Annotated in this window: 14 protein-coding genes; 10 read left to right on the top strand and 4 right to left on the bottom strand. The window is 52.9% G+C overall.

The genetic code is table 11. From position 1 onward, the window contains the following. The first annotated feature begins 165 nt into the window (after nucleotides 1–165). The 7 genes from EIZ37_RS09015 (at nucleotide 166) to purU (ending at nucleotide 6,864) form a co-directional block, all read left to right on the top strand. The gene (locus EIZ37_RS09015) at nucleotides 166–1,095 is read left to right on the top strand and encodes a Gfo/Idh/MocA family protein (protein WP_134684260.1); all 930 of its coding nucleotides are present in this window, start codon (nucleotides 166–168) and stop codon (nucleotides 1,093–1,095) included. A gap of 133 nt (nucleotides 1,096–1,228) precedes the next feature. Next, nucleotides 1,229–1,876, top strand: coding sequence for a GGDEF domain-containing protein (locus EIZ37_RS09010; RefSeq protein ID WP_134684259.1), 648 nt, complete (start codon nucleotides 1,229–1,231; stop codon nucleotides 1,874–1,876). Nucleotides 1,877–2,064: 188 nt separating this feature from the next. Continuing rightward, complete coding sequence (locus tag EIZ37_RS09005) at nucleotides 2,065–3,255, top strand: HlyD family secretion protein (RefSeq protein ID WP_134684258.1); 1,191 nt, start codon at nucleotides 2,065–2,067, stop codon at nucleotides 3,253–3,255. Further along, nucleotides 3,252–4,025 (top strand): ABC transporter ATP-binding protein, encoded by a 774-nt coding sequence (locus tag EIZ37_RS09000; RefSeq protein ID WP_134684257.1) that lies wholly within the window; start codon nucleotides 3,252–3,254, stop codon nucleotides 4,023–4,025. Before EIZ37_RS09005 ends, EIZ37_RS09000 begins: the two co-directional genes overlap by 4 nt. Next, on the top strand, nucleotides 4,022–5,161 hold the full coding sequence (locus tag EIZ37_RS08995; protein WP_134684256.1) for an ABC transporter permease: 1,140 nt from the start codon (nucleotides 4,022–4,024) through the stop codon (nucleotides 5,159–5,161). Before EIZ37_RS09000 ends, EIZ37_RS08995 begins: the two co-directional genes overlap by 4 nt. Nucleotides 5,162–5,186: 25 nt before the next feature. Next, complete coding sequence (locus EIZ37_RS08990) at nucleotides 5,187–5,858, top strand: TetR/AcrR family transcriptional regulator (RefSeq protein ID WP_235827930.1); 672 nt, start codon at nucleotides 5,187–5,189, stop codon at nucleotides 5,856–5,858. A 100-nt stretch (nucleotides 5,859–5,958) separates the two neighbouring features. Continuing rightward, the gene (gene purU / locus EIZ37_RS08985) at nucleotides 5,959–6,864 is read left to right on the top strand and encodes a formyltetrahydrofolate deformylase (RefSeq protein ID WP_134684255.1); all 906 of its coding nucleotides are present in this window, start codon (nucleotides 5,959–5,961) and stop codon (nucleotides 6,862–6,864) included. A gap of 75 nt (nucleotides 6,865–6,939) precedes the next feature. Here purU and EIZ37_RS08980 read toward each other — a convergent pair whose 3' ends face one another. The 4 genes from EIZ37_RS08980 to EIZ37_RS08965 form a co-directional block, all read right to left on the bottom strand. Beyond that, a complete protein-coding gene (locus EIZ37_RS08980) occupies nucleotides 6,940–7,680 on the bottom strand; it encodes an alpha/beta hydrolase (protein WP_235827929.1) in 741 nt (246 codons plus the stop codon). Beyond that, on the bottom strand, nucleotides 7,623–8,282 hold the full coding sequence (locus tag EIZ37_RS08975; RefSeq protein ID WP_134684254.1) for a CoA transferase subunit B: 660 nt from the start codon (nucleotides 8,280–8,282) through the stop codon (nucleotides 7,623–7,625). The genes EIZ37_RS08980 and EIZ37_RS08975 overlap by 58 nt, the downstream gene beginning before the upstream one ends. A gap of 30 nt (nucleotides 8,283–8,312) precedes the next feature. Then, a complete protein-coding gene (locus EIZ37_RS08970) occupies nucleotides 8,313–9,008 on the bottom strand; it encodes a CoA transferase subunit A (RefSeq protein WP_134684253.1) in 696 nt (231 codons plus the stop codon). Nucleotides 9,009–9,161: 153 nt separating this feature from the next. Beyond that, nucleotides 9,162–10,925, bottom strand: coding sequence for a YcdB/YcdC domain-containing protein (locus tag EIZ37_RS08965; protein WP_134684252.1), 1,764 nt, complete (start codon nucleotides 10,923–10,925; stop codon nucleotides 9,162–9,164). 249 nt (nucleotides 10,926–11,174) lie between these two features. Here EIZ37_RS08965 and EIZ37_RS08960 point away from each other — a divergent pair, with 249 nt between their 5' ends. The 3 genes from EIZ37_RS08960 (at nucleotide 11,175) to EIZ37_RS08950 (ending at nucleotide 16,334) form a co-directional block, all read left to right on the top strand. Next, nucleotides 11,175–12,419: an efflux RND transporter periplasmic adaptor subunit gene (locus tag EIZ37_RS08960; RefSeq protein ID WP_134684251.1), complete on the top strand. Its 1,245-nt coding sequence runs from the start codon at nucleotides 11,175–11,177 to the stop codon at nucleotides 12,417–12,419. Further along, nucleotides 12,409–15,639, top strand: a complete 3,231-nt coding sequence (locus EIZ37_RS08955) for an efflux RND transporter permease subunit (RefSeq protein ID WP_134684250.1) — start codon at nucleotides 12,409–12,411, stop codon at nucleotides 15,637–15,639. Before EIZ37_RS08960 ends, EIZ37_RS08955 begins: the two co-directional genes overlap by 11 nt. Nucleotides 15,640–15,803: 164 nt before the next feature. Continuing rightward, entirely contained in the window at nucleotides 15,804–16,334 is a 531-nt protein-coding gene (locus EIZ37_RS08950) for a VanZ family protein (protein WP_134684249.1), read from the top strand. Nucleotides 16,335–16,359 lie beyond the last annotated feature (25 nt).

Raw genomic sequence — 16,359 nt, 5'->3', positions numbered from 1 at the left:
TATCTTCTCCTTTTTTCCTTTTCCCATAAGACGCAGACTATGAGATGGCGTTTCAGCGACCGCATGATTCATGGTAAAGTGTAAGAGGGATGCGGATGCCAAATACTGGGCGGAAGTTATCGGTACAGATCAGAGGCACTGCAGAGGAACGGGAGGGGAAGAAGGATGGAACGAAAAATAAAGGTGGGTATCGTCGGTCTAGGGGGAATTGCCCAGAAAGTGTACTTGCCCATTTTGACGAATGAAAAAGCATGGACGCTCATCGGCGCTTATTCGCCGACACGCAGCAAGCGCGAGGCGATATGTCAGGCCAATCGGATCACTTCCTATGACAGTCTGGCCGCCCTCGCTGGTGAGATCGACGCAGCCTTTGTCCATACCTCAACGCCGACTCACTATGAAGTCGTTTCCTTCTTGCTGAAGGAAGGCATTGATGTCTACGTAGACAAACCGTTGGCGGCAACAGTAGAGGAAGCAGAGCGTTTGGTGGAGCTAAGCGAAAAGACTGGCAGAAAGCTGATGGTCGGATTTAACCGCCGATTCGCTCCGTTTTACCAAAAAGCCCGGGAGCTCGCGGGCGATGCGGCGGCATGGGTGCGCATCGAAAAGCATCGCATGAATGGCATTCTCCCCGATCACTTTGCCCTCACTCTCCTGGATGATTACATTCATCTGGTTGACCTCGCGCGCTGGATAGGCGGTGGAGAAGTCAAACTCGTCGGCGGTCATATTGCTACGGGGGAAAAGACCGAGCTGCTACATACCAAGCACGCTTATTTGTCAGAGAAAAATCTCCATTTGGAAACCGGCATGCATCGCTCCGCGGGGACGGGACGCGAAAGTGTGGAATGGGTGTGCCACAACCGCGTAATCCGTGTTATTGATCTGGAACAGATGGAGGTAGAGCTGGATGGACAGACGACCGTGCATCGACCTGGATCTTGGGATACGATTCTCAAACGCCGTGGCTTCATCGATGCGGTCGATCATTTTATTCAATCGATTCTCGGAGATAGCCAGCCCGCAGTAGACGGAAAAGAAGGGTTGCGAACCCAACAGCTGCTGGAGGAGTTAATCAAGTCTGGCAGGTTTTAAGACGCCGGTGCTCGTTACAGCAATCTATTTCAATAAGCGAAAACTATATTTTTCCGTCGTGCTAGCCGTAGTCCTTCTATTCACGATCTCCTTCTTTTTCGAATCTGTACGCGCATATCAGGATCCATTCGAAATGATCGTGGTCTCTACCATCTTGATTATCGGCGGATTCATCTTGTACACGGTTTTAAGCCATGGTAAAGAAATGTGGGATCAACTGGCGCAAACGTTGGAGGCACAGCAGTCATTGCTGCTCCAAAATCAGGAAATGGAGGGCCTGGCCAAGCGAGACGGCTTAACCGGGCTGTACAACCAACGTTCCTTTCAAGAACGTTTGGATGAGGAACTGCGGAAATGGAAGCATGAAAAGGATCAGCTCTTTCTGGCTGTGATGGATATTGATAATTTCAAGCAAGTGAATGATACCTATTACCATCAAATAGGCGATCAGGTATTAAATTGGGTGGCGACAACACTCCAAAGTCTACAGCGGGTTGACGATTTCCCTGCACGTTATGGGGGAGAAGAATTCGTGCTCATACTCAAGCGCAGTACGCCGGACGAAGCATTCGAGCAAGTGGAGCTATTCAGGAAAATGATCGCCGCGCAAAGCCACGCAGCCATGAACGACAATATCGTCACCGTCAGTATTGGTTTATGCGCCTATCGACGACAAGGGCTAAGCAAAGAGGAGCTGTTTGCTGGTGCAGATGCAGCCCTCTACGAGGCGAAGCATTCCGGCAAAAATAAAGTGGTCGTGTGGCAGGAAAAAGAAAAGTAGGAAAAAGACCCGTACGAAGTCCGGATTGAAAAAAGGACCGTTGCGGGTCTTTACAATAAGAGAAGGAGCATTCTATAATGAACTTGATTAGCGAGTGATTACTCACTTTTGAAAAACAAAGCGTTGAAGATATTTTTTTACCCTTAAAAATGAGTGATTACTCACTTTCGATGAAAGGGGAACCTTCTATGAGCAAACGTTTTTTGACCAACACATTCATCCTCGTGCTTCCCATGCTTCTGGCCGCGTGCGCGTGGCAAAGCTCCGAAGCCGTCATTTCAGGTACGATCGAAGGGGAAGATGTGCCTATCGTCGCTGAGGTAGGGGGCAGTGTGGAAGCGGTAAAAGCGGAGGAGGGGACTGCTTTATCGCAGCAGCAGGTCATCGCCGAAATCGACAAACGCTCCTATCAGATCGCGGTAGAGGAAGCGGAGGCCGTTCTCGCGCAAGCAACCGCCAAATTGGAGGAGGCCAAGGCAGGGACACGGAATCAAACGGTGAAGAAAGGAATCGCTTCCGTGCAGCAGGCCAATGCCAATATCCAATTGTCGGAAGCGCGGAGCAAGCAGGCGCAGGCCAATCTCCAGCGAGCCCGTGACCAGCTGGATCAGGTCGAGTCGCAGCTGGCCGGAGCGAAAAAAACGCTGGCTTTTCAACTGGAGCGCTTGAGCGAGTCGGCTGATCTTTTCCGCAACGGGGCGATCTCCAAGCGCGATCATGATAGCCAACAGGAGGCTGTGAATGTTGCGCAGACGCAGGTCAACCAGCTGACGGCCCAAGCAGCGGCGGCTCGTTCGCAGTACGCGGCAGCCCAAGAAGATCTGGAGGCGGCGCGTGCCCAGACAGGTACAGCGAAAGCGCAGTGGGAAAGCGCTGCGGCTGAGCTGGATCTTTTGCAGGAAGGAAGCACGGATTACGCGATCAGGCAGCTGATTGCCGCGGAAAAGCAGGCGAGAGCCAAGCTCGAGCAGGCAAAGCTGCAGCTGGAGAAAACTACGGTCAAGGCACCGGAAGCGGGCATCCTTTTACGGAAAAATGTCACGGAGGGGGAAGTGGCCAAAACCGGTGCAGTGCTGTTTACGATGATGAAAAAGGATCAACTGAAAGTGAAGGTGTATATTCCAGAGGCTGATCTGGCGCAAGTCCGAACCGGGCAAGAGGTCGGAATCCAAGTGGATGCGTATCCCGATGAGACGTTCAAGGGGATCATCACCGCTATCGCGGATCAGGCGGAGTTCACGCCGAAAAATGTGCAGACCAAAGACGAACGGACCAAGCTGGTTTTTGCCGTCACGATCGAAATCCAGACAGGTTTGGATAAGCTGAAACCGGGCATGCCCGCGGATGTGCGGCTGCCAGAAGGGGTGGACTCACCATGAGCATGGCCATCCAGTGTGAAAATTTGACGAAACGCTTTGGTCCGCGCGTAGCGGTCAACAATCTTTCCATCGAGATTCCGAAGGGCTCGATCTATGGCTTCCTGGGTCCAAATGGCTCGGGAAAATCGACCACGATCCGGATGCTGTGCGGGCTGCTGGTTCCTACCTCGGGAACAGGAACCGTGCTCGGTTTTGATGTGATGACGCAAAGCGAGGAGATCAAGCAGCGGATCGGCTACATGTCGCAAAAATTCAGCCTGTACGAGGATTTGACCGTAGAAGAGAACCTGGATTTCTACGCGGGCATTTATGGCATCGATGGGCCGCATCGCAAAAAGCGAAAGGAAGAGCTGATCGCAATGGCCGGTTTGACCGGGCGGGAAACGCAGCTGGCCGGTTCGCTGTCCGGTGGCTGGAAGCAGCGTCTGGCGCTTTCCTGTGCGCTGCTGCATGAGCCGGAGCTGTTGATCCTGGATGAGCCGACGGCAGGAGTTGACCCCGTGTCGCGCCGCATTTTCTGGGATGTGATCCACGATCTCGCCAAAAAGGGTATTACCATATTGGTCACCACTCACTATATGGACGAAGCGCAGACCTGCGACTGGATCGGATTCATTTTCTTTGGCAATCTGCTTGCCCAAGGGACACCGCAGGACCTGATCCGTCAGCTGGAGGTCCAAAATCTGGAGGATGTGTTCGTCACGCTCGTGCAGCAGGAGGAACAGCGTCTGGCAGCAATCCAGCCGGGCACAAAGGGGGCGGCGCAATGAAACGGTTCAGCCTGTCGCGCTATCTGTCCATCGTGCGTAAGGAAATCATCCAGATCAAACGGGACAGACCGAGCCTGGGCATTGCTTTGATCATGCCGATCATGCTGCTGTTTTTATTCGGGTATGCGGTGAACACGGACGTGGATCACATCCGGACAGCGGTGTGGGATCAGAGCAAAAGCCAGCAAAGCCGTGAGTTGATCAGCAGCTTTGTGCATACCGAATATTTTGATGCGGCGGTCTATGCCGAAAGCTATCATGAGCTGGAGGCCATGATCGACAACGGCACCGTGGATGCGGCGATCATCATCCCTCCCGACTATGCCCATCGGCTGGATAACCATGAGCAGGCCGACGTCCAGCTGTTCATCAACGGCTCCGATCCGAACATCGCCCGGACCGCTTCTGCCAATGCCATGCTGACGTTGCAAAACAAAGCCATCCGGATGCAGGAAACGCGGATGGAAAAGGAGGGGATGGGGAAGCTCGAGCAGCCGATTGAGCTGCAATCCCGCGTCCTGTTCAACCCGAACATGGAGAGCATCGTATTCAATATTCCCGGGCTGATCGGATTGATTATGCAAAACGTGACGATGATCCTGACCGCCTTTTCGCTGGTGCGGGAAAAGGAGCGGGGAACGATGGAACAATTGATCGTGACGCCGATTCGCCCGCTTGAATTGATGCTGGGGAAAATCACGCCGTACGTATTTATCGGCTTTATTTCGTTCACGATTGTCCTGACGCTGGGGATCTTTTGGTTCGGGGTGCCCTTAAAAGGGAGCTTCCTCCTGCTGCTCACGCTTTCGATCCTGTTTTTGATTTCCACGCTCACGCTGGGCATCTTTTTTTCGACCATTGCCAAGACACAGCTGCAAGCGATGCAGCTGGCCTTTGCCTTTATCCTGCCGAGTGTGCTCCTCTCCGGCTTCATGTTTCCGCGCGATACGATGCCTGTCGTGATACAATGGATTGGCGGGCTTGTCCCGTTGACGTATTTTTTGGAAATCCTGCGCGGGATCTTTTTAAAGGGAGTCGATGCGACCGCGCTCTGGCAGGATATCACGGGCATGGTCGTGTTTTTCAGCCTGATCCTGACCGTCGCGATCCTGCGCTTTCGGAAAAAGATGGAGTAGAACGTGGAAGGAGTTGACCTTGGCCTTGAGTCAATTCAGCTTTGAAGATAGCTTGCAAAAATTCGTGGATGAAATCAAAGACGAAACAGAGATGACGGAAAAGCAAAAGCAAATCCTGGCCGCGTCTGTGAAGCTGTTTGCGACAAAGGGATTCCATGCCAGCTCGACGGCAGAGATCGCCAAGGAAGCGGGTGTCGCGGAAGGCACGATTTTTCGCCATTACAAATCGAAAAAAGATATCCTGATCGCGGTAGTCGCCCCATTGCTGGTCAAATTCGCGACCCCTTTTATCATTCAGGATGTGCGGAAGATCTTCAGCGAGCAGGAAAAGAAATCGGTAGCGCAGGTGATTGCCCAGCTGGTGAAAAATCGGCTGGAGCTGATCGATGCCAATCTGAAGCATTTCCAGATCATCATTCAGGAAGCGTTTTTCCATGAAGAGCTGCGGGAGGCGCTGCTGCAATCGGTGGTCAAAGAGGCGCGGGGCCTTGCTACGCAGTTTATTACCGCACGCATCGAGAGCGGCGAGCTGCGGCCGTTGCCCCCGGATGTGATCGTCCGCACCTTCATTTCGATGATGTTTGGCATGGTCTATTTCAAATATGTGGTGGATCCGGAGCAATATCGGGAACGCTCGGAGGAAGAGCAGATCGAGCTCGCGGTTGACATCTTGCTGAATGGCATTGCCAATCGCTGAGGAAGCCGGCGAGCAGTCTTTCAGAAAAAAACTTTTTACCATATCGTTCGTGCTATACTGATGAGAAAACTTTCACAGGAAAGACAAGGAGTGGATTCACATGCATCAATTATCGGATCGGGAGTGGCAGCGTTACCGCGAAAAAAATAAAGACCGCGGGCGTTTGCTGATCGATTGCCCGGACAGACCAGGGATCGTGGCGGCTGTGTCGCGTTTCCTGTTTGAGCAGGGGGCGAACATTTCCCAGTCTGATCAATATACGACAGATCCGGAAACAGGCTCGTTCTTCATGCGTGTCGAGTTCGACTTGCCGGGTTTGGAGGCACGGTATGAGGAGATCAAGCAGCAGTTTGCTGAGAAAGTCGGCAAGCCTTTTGAGATGAGCTGGGCGCTCTTGGAAGGGATGAAACGCAAACGCATGGCGATCTTTACCTCAAAGGAGGACCATGCCCTGCTGGAGCTGCTGTGGCAATGGAAATCGGGAGCGCTGCATGCGGATATCGCGATGGTCATCAGCAACCATCCGGACTCCCGGGAAACGGTCGAATCGTTTGGCATCCCTTTCTACCATATCCCGGTCACCAAAGAGACAAAGGCTGAGGCAGAGGCGAAGCAAATGGAGCTGCTCTCGCAAGGAGTGGATCTGATTGTCCTTGCCCGGTATATGCAAATTCTCTCCCCCAAATTTTTGGAGATGTTCCCGAGCCGCGTGATCAATATCCACCATTCCTTTTTGCCGGCATTTGTCGGGGCCAAGCCGTATGAGCAAGCGTTCCGCAGAGGCGTTAAGCTCATTGGCGCGACAGCCCACTATGTCACGGAGGAGCTGGACGCAGGGCCGATCATCGAGCAGGATGTGCAGCGCGTGTCCCACGGCAACGATGTGGAGTCGCTGAAGCAGATCGGTCGTCAGGTGGAGCGGACCGTGCTGGCGCGTGCAGTCGCGTGGCATCTGGAGGATCGCGTGCTGGTGCATGGCAACAAGACGATCGTGTTTCCAGGTTAAGCGAAACGCAAAGTGGCGTAAGCAAAAACCCATCCATGTGAGGATGGGTTTTTCGCTTGGTATGGCGGTATTTTCTTAGGATTCTAGCTCTTGCTCAACCTCTTTCACTTTTCGAATCACCAGGCCGATCGCTTCCTCTGCCTCTGGTCCAAGCAGCAGCAGATGATCGGAGCGAGGAAAATAGTCCACTGAGATGTGCTGGCTTCCAACCTGCTGACGCAGATGCTCAGCGCTGATCGCCTGCACGGTATCATCCTGTTCGCCCTGCAAAATGGCATAAGGACAGGTGACCTGCGGCATCAGCTGCTTCGTTTCCTGGAGCAGGCGGCGAAATTGCAGCATGCTGCTCATGGGAATCCGGGTAGCGCCGCTGATGTAACGCGGAAAATGGGTGCGGAAATCAGTGGTAAGCTTACGGACCGCTTGCCGGATATCCCAGTAATAGTACGGCGTATTTAACGTGAACAGATACTCTACCGGATACTTGGCGGCGAGATGCAGCGCCAAAAGGCCACCCATGGAAAACCCGATGACGACGATGCGTTCTGCCCGCATCGTAAGCCGTTTATAGCCTTCCTCAGCGGAGAACAGCCAATCGTGGCGGGTGCTTTTTCCCAGCGCCTGACGCCCCAGTCCGTGTCCTTCCAGCGTCGGGCACTCGATGATGTAGCCCTCTTCCTGCAGCGCACGGGCGAGCGGCAGCACCTCGCGCACTTCACCCGCAAAGCCGTGCAAGATCAAAATGCCGATTTGCGACATTAGGCGAACGTGATGGTTTTCAACTGTGGAGAGACTTGCAGCTTGGGCTGGGTGCAAGCTTGGATCTCTTCGGGTGTATATCCTTCTGCCACCTCAACTAGGGTAAGCCCTTCAGCGGTCACATCCAGCACAGCACGATCGGTAATGATGCGGTGGACGACCTGTTTCCCCGTCAGCGGGAGTGAGCATTGGTCCAGGATTTTCGGCTCGCCATGCTTGTTGACATGCTCCATGATCACCACGATTTTCTTGGCGCCATGGACCAAATCCATCGCGCCGCCCATCCCTTTGACCATTTTCCCGGGGATCATCCAGTTGGCGAGATCGCCTGAGGCGGATACCTCCATCGCGCCGAGAATAGCCAGGTCGATATGGCCGCCGCGAATCATGGCGAAGGATTCTGCGCTGGAAAAGTAAGCGGCACCCGGAATGGCCGTCACGGTCTCTTTTCCCGCGTTAATCAGGTCGGGATCGATTTGGTCCTCTGTCGGATAGGGACCGATACCCAGCAAGCCGTTTTCCGATTGCAGCACAACGGTCTTGCCCGGAGGAATGTAGTTGGCTACGAGCGTCGGCATGCCGATTCCCAAATTCACATAGTAGCCGTCCTCAATTTCCTGGGCGGCACGCATGGCAACTTGTTCACGAGTAAGCGTCATTGTGATCCTCCTTTTTATCTGGTAAAGGTTTTATGCGTTACGGACAGTGCGCCGTTCAATCCGTTTCTCAAAGGAAGGAGCTTGAATCAAGCGCTGTACATAGACACTGGGTGTATGAATCTGATCGGGGTCCAATTCGCCAACTTCCACGATTTCCTCGACCTCGACGATCGTGATCTTGCCGGCGGTCGCCATCATCGGATTGAAATTGCGCGCGGTTTTTCGATAGATGAGGTTCCCCATTTTATCGGCTTTCCATGCTTTGATCAGGGCAAAGTCTCCCACGATCCCGGTTTCCAGCAGATATTCTTTCCCGTCAAACACGCGGGTCTCGCGCCCTTCGGCAATCGGAGTGCCCACGCCAGCAGGGGTATAAAAAGCGGGAATGCCCGCACCGCCCGCACGAATGCGTTCAGCCAGTGTGCCTTGCGGGGTAAGCTCGACCTCCAGCTCGCCCGCGAGGAATTGACGTTCAAATTCCTTGTTTTCGCCCACATAAGAGGAGATCATTTTCTTGATTTGTTTTTCCCGAAGCATGAGGCCCAGTCCCCAGTCGTCCACACCGCAGTTGTTGGACACCACGGTCAGGTTGGAAACGCCCTTGTCCCGCAGGGCGATGATCAGGTTTTCGGGAATCCCGACCAGCCCAAAACCGCCGACAAGCAGGGTGGCACCGTCATGAATGTCAGCGACAATATCGGCATACGAATCATAGATTTTTGCCATGTACATCACTCCTGTTTGATAGGATGAAAACGCTTTTATTTCCTGCTATACTCCCAATCTTAGCAGAGGATGGGGGAGGCGGGAAGTAGGAGAAAGGAGCTGAAAAAAAGAAGCCGATGCGGCTCATGGCTTGAGCGGCTATCTGATCGGTGGTTAATGGGGGCGCTCGACGATGACCAGCTTTCCGGTCGTTGCATCGACAAAGCTGGAAGGAGTCCCGCTTTTTCTTTGATAGACAAGCTTTGGTTCAGGCGCTTTTTGTCCTTCATAATCTTCCCAGATGTAGACGAGCTCCAAATCAATCGCGTTTTTGTATGCCTCTTTTGCCTGCTTGGCACTTACAAGGTTGTCAGGAGAGGGCAGAGAGACGCCGGATTTGATAGGATGGAGGCTAAAATTTGTCACCACACCCGTAAGTTTGTCAATTCCAACTTGGTAAGATTCATCGCGAACCTCTACGCCATTGCGCTTTACCGTGAATTGAAAATCATAATCGGTCACTATATCTGGCTCCAGCTTGCTCTTGTCGACCCATGCGGGAATTTCTTCTTCTGGCACCGTGATTAGCTCGACTGCGGCAAGGGATGGATCGAGATGGGGTTCCAATGCATCCATTGCTTTTTGCTTGGCTTGCTCTAGCGTCAGCTGCTTGCTGGCATCACGCTTGCTGGCATCACGCTTGCTGGATAGGAAGAGGCTGAAATCCATGAGCTGGCCATTTTTGTTTGTGTGGACGCTAACGGATTGAAAGGGTGGGACCGTATCTTTGCCAGCCTTGTGCCGCCACCGATACGTTTTCATATCCTCCCCCAAAAGAAGGGAATGGTCATCGGGATAAAAGGCAGCTCCGGCAACATCAATGCCAAACTTTTTCTTCAGCCACGCTTCGACTTCTTCTTTGGAAGCGAGGGTGGGTACTCCTTGTCCTTGTCCCTGTACCTTGATTACTTCCCGCTTGATTGGCTCCATTTCGTAGAGTGGTTTTCCGGTCAATGCATCCAGATCACTCAGGTTGGCTTCGTAAATCAACATTGGTTTTGTCTCCGCTGCCTTCCCATGTTGATCATACTTGAGCACGGTTTCCGAATCGTAAACCAGATTCATTTCCAGGTTGTCCCACGCGATGCTCCTTGCTTCTTCAAGCGAAAGAGCGCTGCTTGGATCTGGCCAATCGGCTGAACTTTCATCGACATATCCGTATCCTTCGTAACGGATGACATGACCGGCGGCATCGACGGAGACCGAGACATCGCCCGATTGCAAGGGGATGCCGTGAATGATGGGATTGTAACTGACACTTTTTCTTGCCCATTCCATCTCTCCATTGGAATTCCCAGAGGTCGCTTTTCCACGTCCGAGAGAGGGAGATTGTTTGAGATTCTTGGAGACGACTGGACCAAATATTTTTTGAATGAAAGCATCTGCTTGTTCTCTCGCAAGCTGGTCAGCAGGAAAATCCCCGGATGCCCAATCCGGATGCCTGATATCGAGCCATAAAAGGCGGCCAGTTTTGGCATCCAGCTCGACACTTGCCGATACGTCGGAGCTGCGATCCAGCAAGTCGCCTGTTTGCGGACGATTCGTGAATTCCAGCGACCAGATTGGGCCGGAGAATTCAAAGCGGCTCGTTTCCTCGTAGTTTTGGTTTTCCAATCTCAGTTCTTTCAATGCTGGAATCGCCTCATATAGCAGCTCCAGCGATTTCTTGACTTCCGACGTGAATGTATTTTCTTGCTTAACCGAGGTCGCAGCTGCGTTGCTTTCTTTCGCCGGCGAGAGCTCCTGCAGCTGCTTAGTTTGCTCTGTTGGTGTTGGGCTTGCTGGTTTCCCGGACGTTTGGTCCGCAGCCCAGACCGGATTGGCGCTAATCAAGCTGGCAGCTATCAAGGGCAGCATTGTTTGATTCAATCGTTTCATTTGTTTCACCGCGTCCTTTCAAAGTATGGGTAGAACTTGTCCATAAAGAAGGACGAAAACAAATGCCAAACAGTTACAATATATTCCATAAAAACCATTCCCTATCATTCGCTAGACAACTAAATAAAAAATTATAAAAAATGACAGAAAAGTAGTACAAAACGAAAGGGCACATGTAAAATATATTTTATTTGTCAAAATTCATAATTTATTAACGATTGTTAGATTAAGGGTTCAGGAGTTGATGGCATGCAAAGATGGGTCGTGCTTGCGCTGGTTGCGCTTCTTATGACGAGCGGCTGTGAAAAAATCGAAAGGGAAGTAGACCAGCTTCGGGATCAGGATGAGGAAACCGTCCTCAAGGTCAAATATGTAAACGCCTTTACCGTAGCGGATCAGCAGGAAGGCTTGACACAAGAAGTATCCGGAGTGGTTGCGCCGCGCAAGGAAATTTCCCTGTCTTTCGGTACATCAGGAAAGATAAACAAAATCTATGCGCAAAAGGGCAGTGTGGTACAAGCGGGAGCGTTGTTGGCCACCTTGGATACCTCCGTCTGGCAGCAGCAAATCAGTGCAGCACAGGGGCAGGTAGCCAGTGCCAACATTCGCCGGGAAAAAACGGCGCAGGGGGCGGATCGGCATGATCTGGAGCAGCAAAAGCTGCAGGTGGAAAAGGCACGGGAAAATGCAAGCCGTGCAGCCGAAGAATGGCGCCAGGGCAAAATTCTTTACGATAACGGGGCGATTTCCAAGGAGGAGATGGATAATCTGACCCTGAAGGATAAGCAGGCCAAAATCAGCTTGCAGGAACAAGAGCTTCGGTATAAGGATCTGCAGGAAGGGGCCGACCGGCTGGATCTGGAGGCAGCGAACGTCGCAGTGGAGCAGGCGCGCGCCGAGCTGGCCCGGGCACAGCAGGATGCGAGTGAAGCCATGCTGAAAGCGCCTTTCACGGGTGTGATTGCCGAGATTGCCCAGATTGAATCGGAGCAAACGGGGCCAGGTACGGAAGTGATCCGGATGGTCGATATTTCCCAATGGCTCGTTCGGCTGCAAATCGAAAGCGATCAGATCGGCAATTGGCAGCTGGGCAAAAAGGTGACCCTGACAGCGGCTGACGGCAGCCAGGCGGAAGGGAGAGTCAGCTTTGTGGCACCTGTGCTGGACGAACAGACAGGCACCTATCCCGTAGAGGTAACCGTACAGGGAGCCATGGATACCTGGAAGGGCGGGATGACGGTCAAATGCCAATACGAGGTGAAGCCTCGCAGCGGCTTGCTGGTGCCCGTATCCGCTGTGGGGGTAGCTGCAGAATCCTATTACGTCATGAAAATTGACAATGAGGTTGTCAAAAAGGAACCGGTGAAAGTAGGGGCCTTGTACGGTCAGTACTACGAGATTTTGGAAGGTCTGAACGAAGGGGATCAAATTGTCAGCACGGGCATCTCCTATGTGGTGGACGGCGAGGTGGTGAAGGTTGCCAATGAAGAGTAATCTGCGAATGTCCCCCCTCCGCAAAGGCATGGTAGCTTTGCTCTTGCTACTGCTGCTCATATTGGGCGGCGGGGCATTTTTCCGCATGGATATGCGGTTGATGCCTGATCAGCCATTGCCTACCTACACGATTCGCGCGCAGGCCCCGGGCATGGAAGCGGAATTGATGGTGGAGCGGGTCACCAAGCCGCTGGAGGAAGCCATCCGGGAGCTGGGGCAGATTGACAAAATCACCTCGCGAACGGAAAACGGTTCCGCCCAAATCACATTGAAGGTCAAGGAGAGCTACGGGTCAGATTATGAAGAGCGCTTGCGCGAAAAGCTGGAGGAAGCAGCAAAGCGGCTGCCGGGCGGAGCAGACAGTGTCCAGCTGGAAAAGGGGAATACCGGAGATCGGGAGCTGGCCTACTATTTGCTGCATGGTTCTGATCTGCAAATGCTGTCCGATCTGGGGAAATATACGGTAACCGAAAAACTGGCCAATCTTCCGGGCGTTTCCCGGATCGTGGTCGAAGACGAAGGGATCGCCAATAAAGTGGAAGTGCTGTTGCGTCCTTCCATGCTGCAAACCTATGGTCTGACTCCACAGGAAGTGCTGGGACATCTGCAAGCAGGAGCGAATCAGGAGCAGGTGGGCTCGGTAGGCGAGGAGGCAGACGGTACGGGCCTTGTCTGGATTCAGCAGGCAGAGAGCGTACAGGAGCTGGGACGCACATTGATCCCCACTTCACGCGGATATGTCGCTCTCAGTTTGCTGGCCGATATTCGCGACTTGCGGGGCAGTGAAGGGGAGAGCGCTATCGTCTACAAGGGCAATCCCGCGCTGGGCATCCGGATCTATGGTCAGGAAAGTTCGCAGTGGACCGATGCTCATGATCAGCTCGCCCAAGCGATCGCTGCTTTAAATGAAGAAGGAAAAGGACGCTACGCGCTTTCGCTGGTGGAGGATCATTCCGCACGTTTGATGAATGCCGTGCGTGACTGTACGGTTTTTCTGTTGCTTGCTGCACTGCTGTGCGCGGGCTACATCGGATATCGGCTGCGAAGTGTGCTGGCGGGTCTGTTATGTCTTTCTGCCGCGTTTTCCGCCTTTTTGACGCTGCTGAGCGGGGCATGGCTCCTCGGTTTATCCATAAACATGGCGAGCCTGGGACCGATCGTGGTCTGTGTTCTCTTTTATGTGGGAGCGGGAACCATCATCGGCAGCAGCATCGTGCAAGCCGAGTCCCGCGACCAGGCGGCGATCGATCAGCTTGTCAGACGGCATTTGCCGGCACTGGTTTTGGCGCTGCTCATCATGGGGCTGTTATTTCTGGCCTTGTTATTCACGGATTTCGTCAAGCCTTCGGATAAACCGTCACTGTATGATGGGTTGCCGATCTTCGGGCTGGGATTGCTCGGGCTATTGGCGGGGTACGGCGTCATTTTCCCGGCTCTGGCACCAGCGTTTTTGAGATGGAGCCGTCCGCAGGCGGTTCATGAGCAGCCGCAAAGCTTGGGAAAACTCACGAGTCGGCTCAGCCGCAGCTTTCAAAAATGGATGGGACAAAAATACATTCCTTACACCTTGACGGTCATTCTCTCTTTGGCAACTGTGGAAATCCTGCATACGTTTGTGTTGACTGATCCTTTTTTACACACCCAAAACAACCAGATGAAGCTGACATTGAATATGGTGAAAGGGAGCCATGTCCGCGATGCGATCGCCGCTGCCAAAAAAGCGGAGGAAAAGCTGCTTCAAATCGGGGAGGTGGCGGATCTCTACACAGTGGCCAGCGAGGAGCGGCTCGACTTTCATGTCACCTTGAAGGACAAATATGAGTGGAGCTTAACCAAAGCGAAGCTGGAAGAGGCGCTGGAGAAAACGCTCCATGACATACCGGGGACGAATCCGTTTGACCTGGTTGTAGGGGAGGAAGAGGAAACGCGATTGGAATTTCGGGTGAAAGGTATCTCTTTTCACACGACCCACGAGATTGCCAGCCAAGTCCAGCAGTACCTAATCGGAATAAGGGGACGCGATGAGGATGGCAATGAGATTATTACGGACGAACGGATTGGAGAGGACGATGGCCGAGTCTATATCCATATACGCCCGAAAAAAGAAATGATGGCCCGTTATCAAATATCGGAAAATCAGGTTAAAGAGCAGCTCAGCAGTTATTTGGGCGAACAATCAGGCGGCAGCCTCTTCTGGAACAATACGGCGATCCCGCTCGTGGTGCGTTACCCGGAAATGCTGCTGGAGCACGCGGATCAGGCCAAGCAGCTGTTGATTCGCACCGCGAAAGGGACCGTACGGCTGCAAGACCTGGTGGATTGGCAGATCGGCACTGCTCCCACCGTGGTGGAGAGGGAAGACGGTTATTATGTGGTCCAGGTAAGCAGTGCGATTGCGGATCCTGGGCGCATCGATAGCTTGTACTATACGTTGCCCGATCGGATGAAAGAAAAAGTGACCATTCCTGAGGGCTATGCGATTCAGACGGGTGAAGATTTACGCAAGCTGGAAGAAGAAGAGTCGGAGAAAAAGGATATGTTCAGTCGCGTCTTGGCGGGAGCTTTGGCAGCGGTGGCCGTCTTGGCAGCAAGTCTCGCGCTGAGAAGAAGGATGGCGGATGGGTTGCTGGTCCTGCTGCTGCTGCCGACCCTAATGGGAGCAGTGCTGCTTGGGCTGCTCGTCTTCGATCGACCGCTGAATATCTTGGGTGTTTATGGCGCAATCGCTGCATGCGCACTGCTGTCGCAGCTGGCACTTGCCTATTTGACCCATATCCAACAGCAGCGTGAAAACAGCGATAGCGTGGAGGGCAGCGTGATGGCCGCAGCGAAGACATTCACTCCGGTCATGGGTGTTGTACTTGGCGCTGTGGTACTGGCTGCGCTGCCGCTCGCTTTTGGCTGGGGCACGGGGATTGACTTCCATGCTTCCTTTGCAACCGCTTTGCTGGGCGGAGTTCTCATGACGGTCTGGGCGGTCGCTGTGCTGCTCCCAGGCATGCATCAGGCGAGCGAAATCGGGAAGCTCCGACGTGCCGGAAATGAAACAGACTATGTACAGCTTTTCCGCGTCTGGTGGGAGAATAATCAGGCACGCAAAAGGGATATGCGGGAGTGGAAAAAGACGCGCAAGCTCACAAAACACGAGCCAACTGCAGAGATCAACCAGCCGCAAAAACGTGTGGAGGACTTGTCGAAAGAAGATTTCTTGCCGTTATAAATCGAATGGAACGCTAACGATCCAGGTTAGCGTTCTTTTTGTTATCACAAATAACTGAGAACAATTCTCAATATCGACAAACTTGAAGACGCTTACAGTACTATTAGTAGGGAGATGCTTTGGTTATAATGCAAGATGACAAATACCAAAAAGCGAGGAGATTTATGCGCCGTATAAGCCTTTATATTGATCTGCTGCTAGTGATCCTGGTGATCGCTGGTTTGTATTATTCGTCCGCCCAGCCTTACCAAAAGCAGGACATTCGCGGCTCTATCGAACGTCATCTGGGAGGGAGTCCGCTGGAGCAGCAAATGGATGATTTCTCCTTGCATTATGCGGGCAAGGAAATCAGTACGAATACAGTTGGTTTTGCGGGTTTTGTTGAATTTTTCATTCGCAAGGCGACCCATTTTGTCACATTTGGGTGCTTGGCGGTGTTTTTGTACCGTTTGTTGCGGCATGTGTGCTCCCCTGCCACGGCGATTCCCTGGAGCGGCTTTATCGGAACGGTGGTCGCGGCTTTAGACGAATGGCATCAAACTTTTACGGAAGGACGCACGGGAATGGTCGCAGATGTGCTGCTGGATGCGTCAGGAATCAGCGCAGGGTTGATCATCATCGCGATCGTGTGTGCTGTTTATCACACCACGGGCCGCAGAAATGGTCATAATAGACATCGGAGCCAGCGTGTTTAGACAATTAGTCTTCGTTTAGAAAGGA

Origin of the sequence: Brevibacillus migulae (assembly GCF_004521915.1) — a bacterium.
GTDB classification, from domain to species: Bacteria; Bacillota; Bacilli; order Brevibacillales; family Brevibacillaceae; genus Brevibacillus_F; species Brevibacillus_F migulae.
Note: the sequence above shows the minus strand (reverse complement) of the source record. Positions and strands in the feature narration are given on the sequence as shown.